Raw genomic sequence first — 18901 nt, 5'->3', positions numbered from 1 at the left:
ATGGCAACAGATATCAAAAAACTATTTGAAGCACTCACTCAGCACCAGGCCTATCTTTATCGTGCTTCATCAAAAACGGTAAATGAGTTATTGGCTTTATTCAATGATGATACGAGCAAGATGCTATCTAAGCTTCGGGATTTATTGGATGAGCTTAATGAGTCGGAGAAAGTTGCTTTAGCTGGTGGTAAATATACAACTTCAAATTTAAGGGAAATTAGGGATTTGATTGCCCAATGGTTTGCCAGTGTTAATTTAGCATTACCTGAAGCTTTTGCCGTTTCTGCTACGGCGCTGGCTGTTTATGAGGCCAATTACGTAGCTAAGCTCTATGGAGCAAAAATTAATAAGCCTGATGGGGAAAAACTATTCTTATCCGCTAAAAAAGTTCCGTTGGCAGGTGGCGCTCTTGTCGATGATCTGCTTTCAAGAATTGCTGAAAGTGCCCGTCAAAAGGTTGAGTATGCAATTCGAGATGGTATTAATTCAGGCAAAACTAACCAAGAAATTGTTCAGCGTATTCGTGGTACCAAACGGCTTAACTATGAAGATGGGATCTTAAATGGTACCAAAACTGATATTGAGCGAACGGTAAGAACTGTGCGAAGTCATGTAGCTAATCAAGCCTATCTAAATAGCTTCAACCAAATTGGCTTTGAATATGTCCGATTTGTTAGCGTTTTAGATGGACGAACTTCTAAGCTTTGCGCTTCATTAGATGGTTCAGTGTGGGAAATAAATGATCCGGCAAAGCGAGTGCCGCCGTTACATCCTAACTGTCGCAGTATCTTGGTTCCGGTCGAGAAGGACGGTCAACTTGTTGGCGAACGGCCATTTGTAATGGACGAACGTAGAGTTAAAGACATCCCCAAAGAAGAGCGAAGCCAGTTAATAGGACAGTTAGATGCAAACACCACATTCAAAGAGTTCTTTAAGAAAACAGATGATTTCTTTCAAAGGGAGTGGCTAGGGCCAAAGCGCTTTAAGCTCTATAAAGATGGGAAATTTGATTTTGATAAGTTCTTTGATCCTGAAGGCCGTTTCTATAGCTTAGATGATTTGAGAAAGTTGGATGAAAAAGCTTTTAAAAAGTTGGGTCTGTAATTTTTCTTATGTTATATTTTTTAAAACATCAGAATTTATACAATATGAAAACAATAGCTTTTGTATGTCTAACCCTAATTTCCATCACTTGTTTAGCTGAACCAAGTCAAAAATATCTTAAAGAATATGATCGATTGTCTGAAGCTTTGGAGTCAGCAATGGCAAATGCATATTCTTTTGATCCTGCAACTGGTCAAGTAAAACAGGCTACTCAAGATTTAGAAGCTAAAAATAATTTATGTAGAGCTGCCCAGGCGAAACTAAACCTCACCACGTTTTTAAAAGACAATTTAGAGGAATCTAAAGAGCTTTATAAATCTATTGATGGTGCAGAGACTCTAGATAAAAATTATCTTAGTGGACAACAGCAGGAACAACAAAATCTCGTTTCAAATTTGAAAAAAGACCTTGTTGGAACTGGATTTAACTGTGAGTAATTATCGCCGATGACAGGCAATCCTAAATTCACTTTAGACACAATTTTCACCTATAAAAGCGCCCAAACAGCGCTTTTGTCATTTATGGAGTTTGGCTTATGAGTGAATCAAAAGTTAGGCATTTAGTACTTAAAAGAGTTTCAGATAAATCTTCTCATCTTGCTCTTTGTGACGAGGAAACAGGTATTCCATTAGCTGGATTAACCTCTGTAAAAATGAATTGTAGTATTTTTGAGGGTCCAGCGACTATCACGGCAACATTTGATGTGGGTGGTCCTCAAGGCATCCGCTTATTTGGTGATGAACCTAGATCAGAGGTTTGGAATAAAAAGTAAACGTAGCTAAAGGTACTACAAATGCCTGAAAAGCAAATCAATATGTCAGATGCTCAATATATTCTGAGCACAAAATGAATTCTGGTGCCATTTCTTCAAATTAAGGTTTCAAGCCATGGCAATTTATGGTTTTACTTTTGAAAGATTAAAAGCAATTGCACTCATCAAATAGAACTTAATTTTTAACCATAGCACCTTCGGGTGCTTTTTTTGCGAGAAGAAAATGCCAAGCCCTATTATCCAATATTTCCAATATGAACATTTACCTGAACATTTGCAGCAAGTTAGTAAGCCAATTGGTGATTTAGCTCGGCAAATGGATGAGCAACTTCCTGACGGGCCTGAAAAATCCACAGGATTAAGAAAGCTACTTGAAGCAAAAGATGCATTTGTACGCCAAGCTTTAAGTAAATAATCATTTATAGAAATGAAGCGTCCTAAAGGGCGCTTTTTTATTGCCTGCCGAAAGCGGATGCTAACGGCGAATCCGGGCGGATGCCCATTTTGTATATATAGGTTGGATGACCAATGAAACTTAAAACAGTAACAATCGACGGTAAAGTTTATGCGGAAGTAGACGGTGATAAGCCGATCTATATTCATGATGACGGCAAAGAAATGCCACATGATGCACCACACTCGGTAGCAACAATTGCACGCTTAAACAATGAAGCTAAAACACATCGTGAAGCCAAAGAAGCAGCCGAAAAAGCATTAAAAGCTTTTGAAGGAATTGAAGACCCAGTGGCAGCTAAAAAGGCATTACAAACAATCCAAAATCTCGATGATAAAAAGCTGGTGGATGCCGGTGAAGTTGAGAAAGTTAAAGCTGAAGCTATCAAAGCAGTTGAAGAAAAATATGCTCCGATTGTTGAGCAACGTGATGCTCTTGAGGCCTCATTGCATAAAGAGCTTATCGGCGGTGGTTTTGCTCGTTCTAAGTACATTCAAGACAATATTGCAGTACCTGTGGATATGGTGCAAGCGACCTTTGGTCATCACTTCAAAATCGAAGAGGGCAAGGTGGTTGCATATGATCCGAACGGCGAAAAGATTTATTCACGTGTTCGCCCTGGTGAACTTGCAAATGTTGATGAAGCTTTAGAGTCATTGGTTGGTGGATACCAGCATAAAGACTTAATTCTTAAAGGTGGTAAAGGAACTGGTGGCGGTTTTCAAGGTGGGGGCAAAGGTGGAGCGCCTGCAGGAATGAAACGCAGTGAAATGTCTGTTTCTCAGAAAGCTGACTACATCAAAGAACATGGCAATGATGCCTTCCTAAAACTGCCGAACTAATCATTAAAAATTTGGAGATAAGTCGTTATGACTACAACAGTTAACTCAGACATGATCATCTACAACCAATTGGCACAAACTGCTTATTTAGAGCGTTTGCAAGACAATTTGAATGTATTTAACCAAGCCTCTAATGGTGCAATTGTTTATCGTAATGAGATCATTGAAGGTGATTTCAACAAAGAAGCATTCTACAAAGTGGGCGGTAGCATCAAACATCGTGATGTGAATTCAATCGCCAAAGTAGTGCCTGAGAAAATTGGTTCTGGTGAATCTGTAGGTGTAAAAGTCCCATATAAATATGGCCCTTATGCTTCCACTGAAGAGGCATTCAAACGCCGTGCACGTACACCTGAAGAATTTGCAATGATTCTTGGTTATGATTTAGCAGATGCATTGGTTGCAGGACGTTTACAGTACAGTTTAGCCTCATTAAAAGCAGCTATTTCTAGCAACCCAGATATGGTTGCCAAAGGCAGTATTGCGGTAGATGGCCGTAAAGCACTAACACGTGGTATGCGTAAGTTTGGTGATAAGTTTGGTCGTATTAGTTTGTGGGTGATGAACTCAGATACTTATTTCGATATTGTCGATGATGCAATCACTAAGCAAATTTATGGAGAATCTGAAATCGTTATCTATGGTGGTTTACCAGGTACCTTAGGTAAGCCGGTATTGGTTACAGATGCTGTAGGTGATGATGATGCATTTGGTTTGCAAATGGGTGCGGTTACTGTTACAGAATCACAAGTACCTGGCTTCCGAGCTTATGACATCAATGATGAAGAAAACTTAGGCATTGGAATGCGTGCTGAAGGCGCGTTCAACTTAGATATTCTTGGTTATAGCTGGGATACATCAAAAGGCGAAAACCCTGACCTTACTTTACTTGGTTCAAGTGCCAACTGGAAAAAACATGCTACTAGCAACAAAATGACAGCAGGCACATTGCTTGACTTGTCTGGCACAACAACTGGTTAACTCATAAACATCTCACTATAAGAGGGCTATTAAGCCCTCTTTTTACATTAAAGAGAAATGCATCATGAAGCTAATTTATACACGTATTGCTGCTGCAGCTGCGTTAGAGGTTGGAACTATTGCCAATCCTGATTATTACGAAAATCCGAATCGAAGTGCTAAAGAAGTAATTATTTACGGTGATTACCCGAAAATCCAAAATGATTACGAAGCTTTGGATATTCCAGTTGAAGTTCGCAAATTGGAAGAGCCTGCAAAAACGACTTTGGCCACAGTAAGTACCGTGATTGGAATTACCCCTGAACTGCAAAAAGTTGTTGAAGAAAACACTCAACTTAAACAGAAAATCGAAATCTTGGAACAAGCTAGTGGTGATAGTTCGGAGTTAATTTCTGAAAACTCACGTTTAAAAGATGCTGTACTCCAAGCTGACAATGCTGCTAAAGCGGCTGAAGGAAAGGTAGTAAGCATTCAAGCAGAGTTTGATGCTTTTAAAAATGATGTTGCTGCTATGCAAGCGCGTATTACTGAATTGGAAGCTGGAAATGCTTCAGAAAATCCAGCAACAGAAACGGCAGCTAATGATTTTGAAAACTGGTCAAATGATCAATTAAAAGAGTATTTGGCTAGTAAAAATATTGGTTACAAGCCGTCAGCAACAAAAGCAGAACTTCTTAAATTAATCCCTAAGGAATAATGCAATGAGCTTTATTACTGTAGATGACGCAAATTCAATTTTGGGCAGCGATTTTGCACCAGACAGTGATAAAGCTCGTCTGGTAAAGCTGGCTAATGTATGGATGAAAAACAGAATTGGTTTTGTACCAGATCCAATTGATCCACTTCTTAAAGATGCTGCATGTGAAATTATCAAAGGAATTCTGGCCAAGGTAATTTATAACGGCAAAGACCAGCAGTTGAAGCGTAAGAAAGTTAAAGCTGATTCTGTTGAGTCAGAAAAAGAATATCAAGACGGATCTGAAGCAATCTCTAGCTTTGAACAGATAGCAATTGATTTTATTGATTCACTTGATTTGAAAGATCCAAATGCAAGTTTTAATGGCTTTGGCATACCACTTTACAGGGCATGATATGGGCTTACGTGACGAAATTCAGGCAGATATTGCCGAAGCATTTAATGATGATTTAGCGGACGCCGTTCATACCTTTACATGTGAGCGGATCTCAAAAACAAATTGGGATCCTAAGACTGAAACGTATGTTGAAGTTAAAGAAAACTATTCTGGCCGTGGCGTTCTGTTTGGCTCATACAGTCAATATGAGATTCAAACGCTTGGAGTATTGGCCACTGATAAGAAGGCTACAGTGCTGCAGAATGAAATTACCAAAGAGCCAATGATTGATGATGAGTGGCTAACAGCCTTAGGCTCATTCCGGGTAATTCATATTCAACAGGATCCAGCCTCTACTATTTGGAAATGTCAGTTGAGGAAGGTTTAGATTTATTATCAACTTAATATATACTCCAATTAAAATAAAATGGGGTGTAATTGATGTGCAGAAAGAACAAATAAATGGTCAAATAATTGAGTTAAAACTTTCCGTTCATGATGCTTTAATGGAAAAGGGTTTTAGTCTCACTATCAAACCTGATTACAATTTAACTGAAGCTGAATTTAAAGATTTAAAAAGTCCAGCAAGAAGTTGGGATTTTCTAAGTACAGGGCTTTTTATGTTCGGAATTGGTTTGCTTCTAACTTGTTTGAGTCGCTTCCTAGCTCAGAATTTTTTATCTTCTTCAAAAGTAGAACCCTATGAATGGATATGCGGAATCATTTCCTTAATTCTTGCAGGTATCGCTTGGGGAATAGGTTTAATGGTTTCAAATCCCAAAAAAGAGGTTATGAAAAGAATAGAAGATCATTTTTCTACACATATGCCTTTTCAACAGTTTGTAAGTAAGAGAGATAAATAATGTTTACATTTAATAATTTACCAGACAATTATTTACCTCTTGATAAATTAACTATCTGTAGTAATAAAATAATTGGTGGCGGATTCCCATTTTCATTAGGTGAGGGGTTACCAATTATTATTGGAGGAGGGAATAATCCGAATGTTTGGATTCAAGCAGTAACAAATATTCATACCAAAACTCTTTCATTAATTGTTGAGGAAAATATTTCTAAAGCTAAAGAAATATCAGTAGTTAAACCAACTAATGGTGTTATTGAAGTTTATTATAAAAGCACTTTTAAAATTTTACGTGTAAAAAGCAATGGTGAAAAATCAGCTACAATTTCTCATTTAGATTTAAGACCGATTGGATTAAATATTACGGGAACTCCTTTTCAGTTAAATATTGGTGGATCAAGTTTTTCAAATAATACCGTTAAAGGTACCAATGTTTTTGTTGGGCTTGGATAATTCTAAAAATGATAATTAAACCCGCTTCGGCGGGTTTTTTAATGAATGCAATTTTGGAGTTTAGATGATAAGTATAGATTATATTCCTGAATGGTATATCTCTCCTTTCCAACATGTGCAGTACACGCTTGCTCGAAATCAACTACACATGGATTTGTTATTTGAAGATATGGATAAGGCCGATCAATTTTTGGATATGGGAGCGGATGCGCAAGTTAGTACTTTTTCTGATGGTGCATATGCAATCGTCCAAATTGGTGATACGGCGGATAAAGACCGAATTCAAGTTTATGGATTGCTTTTACATGAAGCTGTTCATATCTGGCAAATAGTAAAACGGCGAATGGGTGAGCGCGAGCCGAGTGTTGAGTTTGAAGCGTATTCGATACAAGCGATCGCTCAAGACCTTTTTGAAATGTTCGAAGCAAGTGAGGTTAAAAAACATGGGGTGGAAGGGAGCAAGGCCGAGCAGCTTTAGTTTTGAAGTTGAGAAACAAGCAGATGAGCATGTAAAAAAAATCACCATGGATACAGTGCAATCACTCGTTGTTTCAAGTCCTGTTGATACAGGTGCTTATCGGGCATCGCATATTGTTTCTGTTGGATCTGGCGATTACGGTGTGCGGGAACCCTCTACAAATGCGGTGCAAGATGCCGCGATTCAAGCTGTTAAATTTAAGCTGGGTAGTTTGATCTATATTCAAAACAACCAGCCATATGCTGAGCGTTTAGAAAACGGTTGGTCCGATCAAGCACCGCAGGGCATTTATAGCACAACGTTTACTTATATTACTCAAAAGTACGGTGGCTAAAATGGCAATGACTTTAGAGCAAGCTAGACAAGCTATCGTGGACCGAATGATGAGTTTTACAGGGATTTCTCAAGATAGAATCCAGTATCCAAATGCACCAGGTTTTACGGTACCAACAAAAGGTGTGTGGTGTCGTTTAACCATTACGGGAGGACCAAGTTTTATTGCTGGACTAGGAAATAAGCCGTGTACACGCCGTACTGGGAATATCTTAATTCAATGTTTTGCCCGTCCTAATACTGGAGACAGGGAAATAACAGAACTTAGTGATGCATTGCTGGCACATTTTGAATATTTCTCAGTCGAACATTTAGAATGTTTGAATGGACAATCAATTTATTCCGGTCAAGATGCTGACTTTGTTCAATATAATATTACGATCGGATACAGAGTGAATTGATATGTCTTGCATGCTTACATTAGAAGAAATTGAAATTAAAAAACAAGAGCTTGAACGACACTTGGCAGATGTAATGGCTAAGGAGCTAAGTAAATGGCAGTTGTCTAATAAATTATGTATTTCTGATGTAAAAATTCGCCTCGCTAATGTTAATAGCATAAATGGACCAAATTTAAATATTGTTACTGGAGTAAGTGTTGATTTGGATGATTGATATTAAGTTTTAAAGAAGTTACCGCCTGAGGGCGGTTTTTTTTACGTCCCTAATTTTATAGCCACCTTCGGGTGGCTTTTTTTATGCCTAACGTCGGAGTATATAGATATGTCGAGTGGTGCACGTCAGATAACACAAATCGCGAAGGAAACCACTGTTGGTACCACACCATCACCCTTCGCACGTACGACCTTTGAATTTACTGAAAATGGCCTTGATGCGACAGTAACAAAGGAAGACTCTAACTCAATCACAAGTGGCCGTATTGCACGTTCATCAATGATTACCGGTGCAGAGTATGCCGGTGAATTAAAATGTGAAGCGAAGTACAGTTCATTAGTTCAAGACTTAATGGCTGCAGCTGCTTTTAATAATTGGTCGTCAAATGTATTAACTTTTGGTGGCACACTTCGTCAAACATTTTCTGTTTTACGTGGCTTTGAAGATGTTAATGACTACCATGTTTTCCGTGGGTGTCATGTAAACACTTTTGGAATTGATATTCCTGAAGCTGGCTTAATTACAATGACTTTCGGCCTAATGGCTCTCGGTCGAACAAACTTTTCTTCAGCACCAGCTGGAACAATTACAGCTGCAGATAACAATCCCAAAATGTCGAATGTCTCTGTAGGTGACATTTTGATTGATGGAGTTTCTCAAGCAGGGATTTCATGCTTGACCGCTTTTACATTTAATTGGGATAACACCATGCAGCTACAACGCTGTTTAGGTGGAGGGATTGATGCACGTGCAATCCTTGAAATGCTTGCTGCAGGTACTGGCTCATTTACCGCAGCTTGGTCACGCAATACATCCGATATGTATGAAAAGCAATTCACTAACAAAACGATTTCATTAAAAGTTCCAATCACTGATACAGATGGGAATAAATATGAAATTTTTATTCCTAAAGCTGAAATTACAGCTCCATTACCTAGTGGTGGTAATTCAGATCTTTTAAATGCTTCATTCGAATATAAAGTCGTAGAAGTAGCACCAACAATTACTCGTACACCTGCAGCAGTTCCTGCGCCTTAAATATTAATCTGATAGCAGCCTTAGGGCTGCTTTTTTTGGAGTTTAAAATGGCTTTAAAAGTAAGCATTCAGACCAGTAAAACAGTTAGCAAATGGCGGGAGTATGTTGATGGCGATGGCAATGTTTTAGCTGAATTTAAGATACGAGGTATCGCATATAAACCATATCAAGTAGCTCTTGAACGAGCAAATAACCAAATCACATCTAAAGGTTATGACGTAAGTAAAGCTAGTAAAGATGACAAGCTCTATCATGAATTGCTTCTTGAAGCTGCAGCCTGCCATTTAATTGAGGACTGGAAAGGCGTAGTTTTTGAAGAAGTAACCGAAAACCAAGAATTGATTGTGTATGAACCAGAATATTCGCAGGAAAATGCAATTAAATTGTTGAATCTAGGTGATCTTGGCATAGCAATCTGGTTGTTTGTGAGACAAGAAGCAGAAAACATCCAAAAAGAAGCAGATTCTTACAAGGATGAAGTGGTGGGAAAGTCCTCAAGCTCTACAACTGGTCAAAGTTCAACTCAGAGCAAGAAGCGAGTGACTACAACCAGAAGCAAACGGCAATCGCCCAAGCCTTAAATTTGAAGAAGCCAGAAGAATTCCAGAAGCCTGAATATTCATTTACCTCACATGCAATATTAACGGCATATAACATCATTTCACGCTCAAGACGTTATGAGCAAGGTATTCCTCTAGCCTTAGATATTTCATCTATATCTGCATATTGTGATCATTATGAACTACCAGTCGACAGAGATATTTTTAACGACTGCATATTCGCTATGGATAATATTTTTCTTGATGATTCGCATAAAAAAATGAAGCATCCTACTAAAAAATAACCCTAGAGGTATTTACCAAAAATAACCCTAGTGTTATAATTATCTCATCAAGTTAATAAGGGGACGGTGTGAAAAGTCTGGATTTAATCAAAATGATTGAAGCAGACGGTTGGTATGAGGTTAGGGTTTCAGGAAGTCATCATCACTTCAAACACCCAACCAAAAAGGGATTAGTTACTATCCCGCATCCTAAAAAGGATTTACCAAGCGGAACTGTTAAAAGCATTTTGAAGCAAGCGGGTCTAAAGTGACCCGCTTCAATCAGACTCATATAGTCCTATTTCGCAGTACGATTTTGTACATGAGGTGAGTGCAATGTTGTATCCAATTGCTATCGAGAGAGGTACAGACACCGAGGCCTTTGGTGTCACCGTTCCAGATATTCCAGGATGTTTTAGCGCAGGCGATACATTAGAGGAAGCTATCGAGAACGTTAAAGAGGCAATTTCTGGCCACTTAGAAATCCTTGCTGAAGATGGAGAAGAAATTCCATTAGCATCTGACTTAGCAAAATTTGTAGATGATCCAGATTATAAAGGCATGATCTGGGCTGTTACTGAGGTGGATGTTAGTCGTTATCTTGGTAAGCCTGAAAAAATCAACGTAACTTTACCTAGCCGTTTAATTCGCAAGATTGATGATAATGTAGGTAAAGATAAAAGATTTAAAACTCGTTCTGCTTTTTTGGCCGCTGGTGCTGAAAAGCTACTACATGCTTAAAATAGAAAGGCCACTCAATCGAGTGGCTTTTTTATTACCCACCTGTTAAATTTAACTTATTAGAAACGATGGACTTTACAAGAAACGGTGAAATTATGCAGAAGTTCTTAGCAGTAGGGGTATTCAGTTTAGGATTAGCAGGGTGTATGACACCAATGACTCCTACACAGCAGGCTATGCCAGAGATATCACAAGTAATAGAAGTTCCAAATAAATCGAAGGATCAGATATTTGAAGATTCAAAGATATGGATCGCTCAATCATTCAAATCTGCAAATAATGTCATTCAGTATGCTGACAAAAGCACAGGTTCTATTATTGGGAAAGGGAATATACAGTATCCTTGTGATGGATTTATAGATTGTGGTGCTTTTGGTAATGATAGAGTTAATTTTACAATCAAAATTGATACTAAAGATAGTAAAGCAAGAGTAACGATTAATGATGTAACTAGAACAAATCTGACTTATGTTCAAGGTGGTGTGAACAATCTAGGGAAAGAAGTCCCTATCACAATTCTGCAGCATCAACAAAAAATTGCTGTAAAACTTAATAATGTAATCGACCAATACAAGTCAGCAATTACATCGACTAAGGCTAATGAAAACTGGTAGCCAATAGTCAACAAAATTTGAACGCATCGTAAGTATTACTTAATTCAAAAACCCACTCACTGAGTGGGTTTTTTATTGCCTAGAGGAAAGTTAAAGATGACTCAAGAATCACGTTTAATCATTACTATTGATTCAAGAAATGCGGAACGAAACGCAAGAAATCTAGGCAATGAACTCGACAGCATAGAAAAGAAAGGGGATTTTGCATCAAAGTCCATGGATAGTTTATCTGTAGCAACAAGAGCACTTGCTGGACACATGGCAGGTCTTGTTACAGTTGGCGCGGCCATATCCAAAATGGATGAGTATACAGGCTTACAGAACAGACTTAAGTTAGTAACCACGAATCAAGTTGAGCTAAATAAAGCAACTGAAGATACATTTAGAATTGCTCAGAAAACCTATTCGACATGGAATTCTATATTACAGGTTTACCAGCGATTTAGTGATAATGCGAAAACGCTCAATTTAAATATGGATGAAACAGCTCGTCTAACTGAAACAGTATCGAAAGCTGTTGCAATTAGTGGTGCAAGCGCAGAAGCTGCTGATGCAGCTTTAGTCCAATTTGGGCAGGCACTGGCGAGCGGAACTCTCAGAGGTGAAGAGCTGAACTCCGTTATGGAGCAAACACCAGCACTTGCAAAAGCGATCGCACAAGGGATGGGCATTACTGTAGGTCAACTTCGTTCAGTTGCTGCTGAAGGGAAGATTACTTCAAAAGAAATCGTTAAGGCCCTTAAAAATGTTCAAGATGACGTTGATGCTCTTTTTGCAAAAACAGATATCACTATCGGTCAATCACTCACTCTTTTAAATAACGAGATCACAAAATTTGTCGGCGAGTCAGGAAAGGGAAGCGGTGCGGCTCATGTGCTTGCTGATTCGATTCAGCTTCTTGCATCAAATTTAAAGTTGATTTCTGATGGAGCACTGGTGTTAGGGATTGGACTTGTAACTAAGGCAATCGCTACTAAAACCGTTGCGGTATATGCCGATGTTGCAGCAACTGCCGCAAATGTAAAAGCAAGCAAAGAAAAGGTTATTGCAGACGCAGCTGAAGCAGCCGCTGCTGTAAAAACAGCACAGGCGCAAATAGCAAATTCACAAGCAACATTGCAGGTTCTAGCCGCTGAAAAAGCATTAGAAGTTGAAAGACTAAAAGCTCAAATGAATGCGGTCGGTCGCACACAATCAATTACGCGTATGGCCGAATTAAAGAAAATTGAGGCTCAGGTAACGCGAGAATTAGCTGCTGCAGAAACAGCATTAGCAGCTGCACAAACTAAGGCCAATGCTACAAAAGTGACAGCATTAACAACATTAGGGCGACTTGGAAAAGGAGCTTTAGGGCTGGTAGGTGGACCTATTGGTGCACTCGCTTTGGGAGTTTCAGCACTTGCTGCCACATACACTTATTTTAAGGACAAGGCAGAGGAAGCTAATAAGAAGCTTGAGGAGCAAGCTAAGGTTGCTAATCGATCTGCAACGGAATTAAAAAATTTAAAAGGTCAAGCCAAAACAGATGCAATTAATGACTTAACTACTGCATTCAAGGCTCAAAATGATGAGCTTACAAAAATGGAATATCGAGTAGGTGCTGCGTTAATTGATATCCAGAATTATGCACAAGGAAATGCTGAAGTAGCTCGGATTTCAAATGAAGCTCGCTTAGGAACCATTAGTTATCAAGAAGCTTTGCAACAACTAGCAAAAGTGAAATTACCGCCTAGTTTAAGACAAGCGCTTGAGGAACAAATTGAAAAATACAAGGATGCATATGACAAAGCTGATAAGACAAAAACAGCTATTAAGCTATTTGGTATTGAAGTATTCGTAGCTGGAAATAAAGCCCAGAATGCTGCTATTGAACAGCAAAAACATGCTGATGCAATACAAAACACCAAGCAAGCAGCAGATGAGGCACAAAAGTCCTTACAGAAAATGTATCAAGATAAATTGTGGGATTCTCAATTTGTCGAGATAGTTATGAAAAAAGGTTTTTCTGAGTCTCAAGCTAATGATTTACTGAAGCTTTATAAAGATTCTTTAGCTAAGGGTCTTAAGTCAGCAGACCGAGAGGCTCTAAAATCATTAACGGATACTTGGAAATCTGAAGAATCAATCAAAGCTATGACCGATGCTAGAACTGATTCTATACGTGAGCAAAACAAGGAGCTAAAAAATCAGCAAAAAGTACTAAGTGTAAATGCGAAAGTCCTAGCCAATGCTTCAAAATTCGGATTTTCAGATCTAGAGTCTAAATATGAGTTATTGCCAGGCTTACTATCAGCAATCAACATGCAAGAAAGCAAAGGTGATGCAAACGCAATTGGTCCGCATACTAAATACGGGAAAGCCAAAGGTGGTTTCCAGATGCTGGATGATACTGCCAAGCGCTGGGGGTTGGTTGGTAAAGAAGTTTTTGATACTGGTAAAGCTGCAGAAGCAGCTGCGAAATATCTAAACTTTTTGTTTAAAAAGTTCGGTAATTGGGATCAAGCAATTTCTGCCTATCATGCTGGAGAAGGTAGCGTAGAAAAAGGTACCAATATTGGTCCAGTTAATAGGCAGTACGTTAAAAACGTAAAAGGATATGTTGCTGGATATAATGGTTTTGATATGAAGGGAGTCTCTGAAAAAGATTTCGATTCATACCTTAATCAATTTCTGAAAACTCAAGAGGAGACCGAAAAGTTACGTGATCAGTATCGAGATAAAGATACGCTTGCTGAGAAAGAATATTTAAAAAGAATTGGTGAGTTAAAATTGCATTTTAAAGATGCAGAGTTAAAGCAGCTCACTGATAAAGAGACAGCACGTTTCAATGCTCAAAAGGAGTTAAACACTGAACAACTTGAATTTGAATTAAACGAGTTCCGTTTAAATGAAGTTCAAAAGCTGGAAAAACAAAAGCAGATTAAATTACTGCAAATCAAAGCATCAACTGATTACTCTGAAACTGAAAAAGAAATTCGAATCAAAGCTGTTAATACAATGTTTGATTATGAAATTTCTGAGTACAGAAAACTCCAAAAGCAAAAATTGGAGGAGTATCGAAAAACAATGTATGAGCAAGCCTCAATACCACAATCAGATGTTATTAATTTACTAGCTAAAAAGAACCTAACTTCTTCGCAATATGATTCATGGAATCTACAGAATCAATATAGTGATGAAATGCAGAATGCTAATGATACATATTCCTCAAATGTTAAAGCAGTTTCAGAAGATAAAACAATTGTTGATGAAGAAAAGCGATTCCAAGCTTTATTAGAGGCTGAAGAACTTTTCCGTCAGCAAAAGTTTGCTATTAATGAAAAATACACTTTGATGGAACAAGAGCTTCAGAAGTCATCTCGGCAGACAGAAATAGAAATTTATGGGCAATTATTATCCCAAGCGTCAAGCGTATGGGGAAATATGACAGCAATGGTAAAAGAGTCTGCTGGTGAACAATCCGCTGCTTATAAGGCAATGTTTTTGGTACAGCAAGCCATGGCAATGGGGACTGCAACGATTCAAGCATATCAAGCCTACAGTAATGTATTAGCTAATGCGCCTTATCCATTAAATATGACTATGGCTCCTATTGCTCTCGGGCTTGGTATGGCTAATGTCGGCCTAATTGCAGCCCAAACAATTGCTGGCTTTTCTGATGGCGGTTATACCGGTAATGGTCTTAAACACACTCCAGCAGGCATTGTTCACAAGGGCGAAGTCGTATGGTCTCAAGAAGATATCAAACGCTGGGGTGGTGTTAGCGTTGTTGAAAGCATGCGTCAAAGTAAACCAAGTGGTTATGCAAATGGAGGTTATGTTTCTAATAATACTAGTGAAGCTATAGCAGCCCGACGGGAGGCACGACAATTTGATGCGATTAATTCAAATCAAACACAAAGCAGTTCGAGTCAAGTTCCAATCAATGTTTATGTAACAGTTAATCCGGATGGATCAAGCAAAACTGATACCCAAAATGACTCTAAGCAGCTTGGGCAAATGATCGGCAATGCTGTTAGAACGATTATCCGGCAAGAGCAACGACAAGGCGGTTTATTATCAAAGTAACCCACTCGAAAATGTGGGTTTTTTATTGGAGATCTAAAAATGAAATCTCTTAGAAAGCAAAAACGTCGATTTACTTTAAAAGAACACCAAAAATCAGAAATGACTTTAGGTGCGCAAATTGGTGAAGCCGTAAAGAAATTAATTCTGAAAGATAAACGACAAGGAGGCTTACTTTCTAAATGAGCAACCTTAAATTTACTTTTGAGTGTGACTTAAACGGAAATAGTAATACTCAGCGCTTTAATACGTTATCAAGCAAATTTGGTGACGGTTATGAACAAAACATTGCTGTAGGTATCAATAACCGATCTGGTGAATGGACTTATCAAAGAACGGCTTACAAAGCCGAAATTATGCAAATCAAAGCATTCTTCGATCAGCATAAAGGCGCTGAGTCGTTTCTATGGGATTCGCCATTAGACGGTGAGGTACGAGTTAAAACAGGTGAATATCAACCCCGTTGTCTAGGTGGTGATGTTTGGCAAATCTCAACGACATTCACCCAAGTCTTCTACCCTTAATTTAAACCCCTTTAAAGCCCCTTTTTAGGGGCTTTTTTATGCGAGTAAGAAAATGACGATTCAAACAGTAAATCTAGGTACGGCACCGACTGGCGCAGGCGGCGACACATTCCGCTCTACTGGCGCAAAAATGAATGAAAACTTCACAAATAATACTCATGCAGCTAGTCGTTATGTAGGTACTGCTGCTGGGAATGTGATGGAGGTAGGTGCTTTTGGGATTGGAACAACAGGTGGCTCAAGTACATTCTATTCAAATATTAATATTAGTAATATTCCAGCCGGTTTTTATTCAGTTTCCCCTACAGCTACAGGATCGCCAGGAATAAATGGGGGTGGGAACCTGTTCGCTTTTAGTAGTGCAAATTATCAAGTCCAACTTCATAAGCAAAATCTTGAAAACCAATTAAGTATACGATTTGGAACGGGTCCAGATTCGTTTACTGGCTGGGGAAATATCTTAATTAGTGGAATTAATACAACAACAGACTCGAACGGTTTCATTAAGTCAGCATCACCCGTTGTTAAATTGTTTGCAGATAAAATTGAACCTAACGATGAAGCTGCTGAGCAACCCCTCTCTTTTGAGAAATTAGGCATTGGTCATTACCTTGTTAAAGGATCATCCGGCTTTGCTAAAGAAGGTTGGTGGATTGAAATTCCGACCGACACTCACGGCAATAAGATTTGTGCAGTTGAATATCAGACATTGGAAAATGGTGATCTTGAAATTAAAACATACAAGAAAAAAATGAATGAAGAGGGTGACATTGTTGCTAATCTTGATGCACCAATCGATATTCCGAACAATGCAAATGGTGAGCCGCGCTGGATCGATATTCGATTAAACAGCATTAAAAAGACAGTCGTCAGAAAAATTCCACGTACTGAAAAACAACCGCGTATGGTCCAGCAAGTAAAATATGCACCGCAATTGACCTATATCACTAAATACGAAGATTTATTTGATGATGAAGGAAAAGCTGTAATTGTGGATGGCAAGAATTATAAAAAGCCAGTAACTCACATTCAAACTGATCAAAACGGTACCCCAATCTTAACGAATCAACCTGTCATTAATGAAAATGGTGAACCTGTACTTGAATGGGTGCAAGCAGTTGATAGTGAAGGAAATCCTGTTTTTGATGATGTGCCAGTCTTAGACAAAGATGGAAATCCAATCTATGACGAGGTGACTTATGACCCTGAATAGTGATTTCCAGAAGCTGTATGTCGATGGATTAATCCATTTGTATGAACTAGATGCCAGCGGCTTAGGTGCTGGCATCTTGCGTTTTCACGGGCATATTTCTTTTCAAGACTGGGAGAAAATCTACTCTTCAATTGGTTCAAGTGGTCTGATCGGTGCCGACTCTGGCAGCATTGGCAAAGTTTTTGATGCTGGCGATCAAAAAGTATGGAACCGCAATATTATTTGGCAAGGACAAGTTTTTGAGCCGATGGCACTTGAAGTATCTGGTCTTGAAATGCGATCAGATGGTAAAGCTTCAGCACCCACTTTAAGCATGGCGAACAATATTAACGGCATTCAAAATGCTGTGTCTGCTTACTGTTTGCAGTTTAAAGACTTTGCTGGGGCTAAGCTTAAAGTCATTACCACACTTGCCAAATACCTAGATGCCGAAAACTTCACAGCAGGTAATCCAACTGCATCGAATGAATCAAAAGAGCAAATCTGGTACATCGAGCAAAAGACATCTGAAAACGCCCAGCAAGTAACTTTTGAGCTGTCCAATCCAATCGATTTTGAGGGTTTGAAAATCCCAGTTCGACAAATTACTTCACTTTGTCATTGGTGCATGGTCGGGAAGTACCGGGGCGAGGAATGTGGTTACACAGGTGTAGCAATGTTCACTGATAAAGATGAGCCAACTGATAATCCTGCACTTGATCGATGCGGTGGACGTTTACGTTCTTGTCGCTTGCGCTTCGGTGAAAACAAACCGTTGCCATTTGGTGGGTTCCCGGCTTCAAGCTTATTGTGAGGTCTTATGAAACTTACGGCAAAAATTAAAAAAGCAATCATGGCGCATGCTGATGAATGCTATCCGCTTGAATGCTGTGGTGTGATTGTTGATAAGCAATATATCGCTTGTCGCAATGTTTCAGCTCAATCTGATCAGTTTGAAATACATCCTGAAGATTTAGCTATGGCAGAAGACCAAGGCGAGATATTAGCGTATGTGCATTCACACCCTGACGGAACTACAAGAGCCTCAGAACTAGACTTAATTCAGATTGAGTTACATCAAAAGCCGTGGGTAATTTGTTCGTATCCGGATCTTGATTTTCAAGTCTACGAGCCTTGCGGTTATCGCGCCCCTTTAGTGGGGCGTAATTATTTTCATGGCTGGCAAGATTGCTATGCGCTTGTACGTGATTTTTATAGTCGTGAATTGGGTGTAGAGATGATGGATTTCGAGCGTAAAGATGGTTGGTGGGAAGATAAAGACCATCCATCACTTTACCTTGAAAATTACGAAAAAGCAGGTTTCTTTGAAGTTGATACACCGCAGTATGGCGATATGCTTGTTTGTCGTGTTGGGCGTACCGAGCATCCTAATCATGCGGTTGTTTGGCTGGGTGATAATGGACAGCTTAAATCGGAGCAAACTGAGCAATGCATAGGTTCAAGCTTAATTCTGCATCATCCGTATAACAGAAAGTCAGTACGCGAAATTTATGGCCAGCAGTGGAAAGATCGTACGGTAAAAATCTTGAGGCATAGAGATGTTAAAAACAATTAAGCTGTACGGCATCTTGGGGCAAAAGTTCGGTCGTGAATTTAAGCTCGATGTCGCAAATACTCGCGAAGCCATGCGTGCTTTATCCGTTCAGATCGCTGGCTTTGAACACTTTATGTTGCATGCACATGAGCAAGGTCTACGCTTTGCCGTATTTTTAAAATCAAAGAACTCAAGTAATAAACGAGGCAAGAAGCGCCCAGCTGTTTATGACCATGAAACAAAACGGTTAATCACTGGTGACAATATCGGTGAAGAACAGCTCGATATGAATACTGAAGCTGAGATTATTCATATTGTTCCACGTGTAGTTGGTGCAGGCGGTAATGGAATATTACAGACTGTTTTAGGTGCTGTGATGGTC

Annotated in this window: 27 protein-coding genes and 1 pseudogene; all 28 read left to right on the top strand. The window is 39.0% G+C overall.

The window, feature by feature from the left end; translation table 11 throughout:
- Complete coding sequence (locus tag HJG58_RS13775; protein ID WP_000179751.1) at positions 1-1104, top strand: minor capsid protein; 1104 nt, start codon at positions 1-3, stop codon at positions 1102-1104.
- Positions 1105-1112: 8 nt separating this feature from the next.
- Positions 1113-1541 carry a hypothetical protein gene (locus tag HJG58_RS13770; RefSeq protein WP_004743774.1) on the top strand — a complete coding sequence of 143 codons (429 nt, stop codon included), beginning with the start codon at positions 1113-1115 and terminating at the stop codon, positions 1539-1541.
- Positions 1542-1639: 98 nt separating this feature from the next.
- Complete coding sequence (locus tag HJG58_RS13765; RefSeq protein ID WP_031965421.1) at positions 1640-1876, top strand: hypothetical protein; 237 nt, start codon at positions 1640-1642, stop codon at positions 1874-1876.
- A gap of 223 nt (positions 1877-2099) precedes the next feature.
- A complete protein-coding gene (locus HJG58_RS13760; RefSeq protein WP_001139861.1) occupies positions 2100-2291 on the top strand; it encodes a hypothetical protein in 192 nt (63 codons plus the stop codon).
- Between the two features lie 113 nt (positions 2292-2404).
- Positions 2405-3172, top strand: coding sequence for a DUF6651 domain-containing protein (locus tag HJG58_RS13755; protein ID WP_000770056.1), 768 nt, complete (start codon positions 2405-2407; stop codon positions 3170-3172).
- Positions 3173-3199: 27 nt separating this feature from the next.
- Complete coding sequence (locus HJG58_RS13750) at positions 3200-4153, top strand: major capsid protein (protein WP_023188265.1); 954 nt, start codon at positions 3200-3202, stop codon at positions 4151-4153.
- A gap of 64 nt (positions 4154-4217) precedes the next feature.
- The gene (locus tag HJG58_RS13745; RefSeq protein WP_002053055.1) at positions 4218-4850 is read left to right on the top strand and encodes a stress-responsive nuclear envelope protein; all 633 of its coding nucleotides are present in this window, start codon (positions 4218-4220) and stop codon (positions 4848-4850) included.
- A 4-nt stretch (positions 4851-4854) separates the two neighbouring features.
- Positions 4855-5244 carry a hypothetical protein gene (locus HJG58_RS13740; protein WP_000008494.1) on the top strand — a complete coding sequence of 130 codons (390 nt, stop codon included), beginning with the start codon at positions 4855-4857 and terminating at the stop codon, positions 5242-5244.
- Between the two features lies 1 nt (position 5245).
- Entirely contained in the window at positions 5246-5614 is a 369-nt protein-coding gene (locus tag HJG58_RS13735; protein WP_025467978.1) for a hypothetical protein, read from the top strand.
- 55 nt (positions 5615-5669) lie between these two features.
- Positions 5670-6089, top strand: coding sequence for a hypothetical protein (locus HJG58_RS13730; RefSeq protein WP_002053092.1), 420 nt, complete (start codon positions 5670-5672; stop codon positions 6087-6089).
- Entirely contained in the window at positions 6089-6541 is a 453-nt protein-coding gene (locus HJG58_RS13725; RefSeq protein ID WP_002053117.1) for a hypothetical protein, read from the top strand. Before HJG58_RS13730 ends, HJG58_RS13725 begins: the two co-directional genes overlap by 1 nt.
- 64 nt (positions 6542-6605) lie before the next feature.
- Positions 6606-7019, top strand: a complete 414-nt coding sequence (locus HJG58_RS13720; protein ID WP_031965420.1) for a hypothetical protein — start codon at positions 6606-6608, stop codon at positions 7017-7019.
- Positions 6985-7353 (top strand): hypothetical protein, encoded by a 369-nt coding sequence (locus HJG58_RS13715; protein WP_001983390.1) that lies wholly within the window; start codon positions 6985-6987, stop codon positions 7351-7353. The genes HJG58_RS13720 and HJG58_RS13715 overlap by 35 nt, the downstream gene beginning before the upstream one ends.
- 1 nt (position 7354) lies before the next feature.
- Positions 7355-7753, top strand: a complete 399-nt coding sequence (locus HJG58_RS13710; RefSeq protein ID WP_030423713.1) for a phage tail terminator-like protein — start codon at positions 7355-7357, stop codon at positions 7751-7753.
- A 1-nt stretch (position 7754) separates the two neighbouring features.
- The gene (locus tag HJG58_RS13705; protein ID WP_030423712.1) at positions 7755-7967 is read left to right on the top strand and encodes a hypothetical protein; all 213 of its coding nucleotides are present in this window, start codon (positions 7755-7757) and stop codon (positions 7965-7967) included.
- A 108-nt stretch (positions 7968-8075) separates the two neighbouring features.
- Positions 8076-9005 carry a phage tail tube protein gene (locus tag HJG58_RS13700; RefSeq protein ID WP_049594449.1) on the top strand — a complete coding sequence of 310 codons (930 nt, stop codon included), beginning with the start codon at positions 8076-8078 and terminating at the stop codon, positions 9003-9005.
- 47 nt (positions 9006-9052) lie between these two features.
- Positions 9053-9586, top strand: a complete 534-nt coding sequence (locus HJG58_RS13695; protein WP_057691629.1) for a hypothetical protein — start codon at positions 9053-9055, stop codon at positions 9584-9586.
- 2 nt (positions 9587-9588) lie between these two features.
- Positions 9589-9849: a phage tail assembly chaperone gene (locus HJG58_RS19220; protein ID WP_078195077.1), complete on the top strand. Its 261-nt coding sequence runs from the start codon at positions 9589-9591 to the stop codon at positions 9847-9849.
- 68 nt (positions 9850-9917) lie between these two features.
- Positions 9918-10100 carry a type II toxin-antitoxin system HicA family toxin gene (locus HJG58_RS13690; protein ID WP_000838147.1) on the top strand — a complete coding sequence of 61 codons (183 nt, stop codon included), beginning with the start codon at positions 9918-9920 and terminating at the stop codon, positions 10098-10100.
- 64 nt (positions 10101-10164) lie between these two features.
- Positions 10165-10569 carry a type II toxin-antitoxin system HicB family antitoxin gene (locus HJG58_RS13685; RefSeq protein WP_002053018.1) on the top strand — a complete coding sequence of 135 codons (405 nt, stop codon included), beginning with the start codon at positions 10165-10167 and terminating at the stop codon, positions 10567-10569.
- 95 nt (positions 10570-10664) lie between these two features.
- Positions 10665-11183: a DUF4468 domain-containing protein gene (locus HJG58_RS13680; protein ID WP_005070358.1), complete on the top strand. Its 519-nt coding sequence runs from the start codon at positions 10665-10667 to the stop codon at positions 11181-11183.
- Positions 11184-11279: 96 nt separating this feature from the next.
- Entirely contained in the window at positions 11280-15251 is a 3972-nt protein-coding gene (locus HJG58_RS13675; protein WP_170249346.1) for a tape measure protein, read from the top strand.
- A 39-nt stretch (positions 15252-15290) separates the two neighbouring features.
- Positions 15291-15434 carry a hypothetical protein gene (locus HJG58_RS13670; protein WP_164523119.1) on the top strand — a complete coding sequence of 48 codons (144 nt, stop codon included), beginning with the start codon at positions 15291-15293 and terminating at the stop codon, positions 15432-15434.
- A complete protein-coding gene (locus HJG58_RS13665; RefSeq protein ID WP_170249344.1) occupies positions 15431-15772 on the top strand; it encodes a phage tail protein in 342 nt (113 codons plus the stop codon). Before HJG58_RS13670 ends, HJG58_RS13665 begins: the two co-directional genes overlap by 4 nt.
- A gap of 52 nt (positions 15773-15824) precedes the next feature.
- Positions 15825-16985 carry a phage tail fiber protein gene (locus HJG58_RS13660; protein WP_170249342.1) on the top strand — a complete coding sequence of 387 codons (1161 nt, stop codon included), beginning with the start codon at positions 15825-15827 and terminating at the stop codon, positions 16983-16985.
- The gene (locus HJG58_RS13655; protein WP_126052707.1) at positions 16972-17778 is read left to right on the top strand and encodes a phage minor tail protein L; all 807 of its coding nucleotides are present in this window, start codon (positions 16972-16974) and stop codon (positions 17776-17778) included. Before HJG58_RS13660 ends, HJG58_RS13655 begins: the two co-directional genes overlap by 14 nt.
- Positions 17779-17784: 6 nt before the next feature.
- Positions 17785-18540: a C40 family peptidase gene (locus HJG58_RS13650; RefSeq protein ID WP_126052706.1), complete on the top strand. Its 756-nt coding sequence runs from the start codon at positions 17785-17787 to the stop codon at positions 18538-18540.
- A pseudogene (locus HJG58_RS13645) lies at positions 18524-18901 on the top strand (tail assembly protein); the annotation flags it as partial. The gene HJG58_RS13650 and the pseudogene HJG58_RS13645, both read left to right, overlap by 17 nt.

This window comes from Acinetobacter geminorum (genome assembly GCF_013009345.1).
Classification (GTDB): Bacteria; Pseudomonadota; Gammaproteobacteria; order Pseudomonadales; family Moraxellaceae; genus Acinetobacter; species Acinetobacter geminorum.
This window is presented reverse-complemented; position numbering and strand designations above follow the sequence as displayed.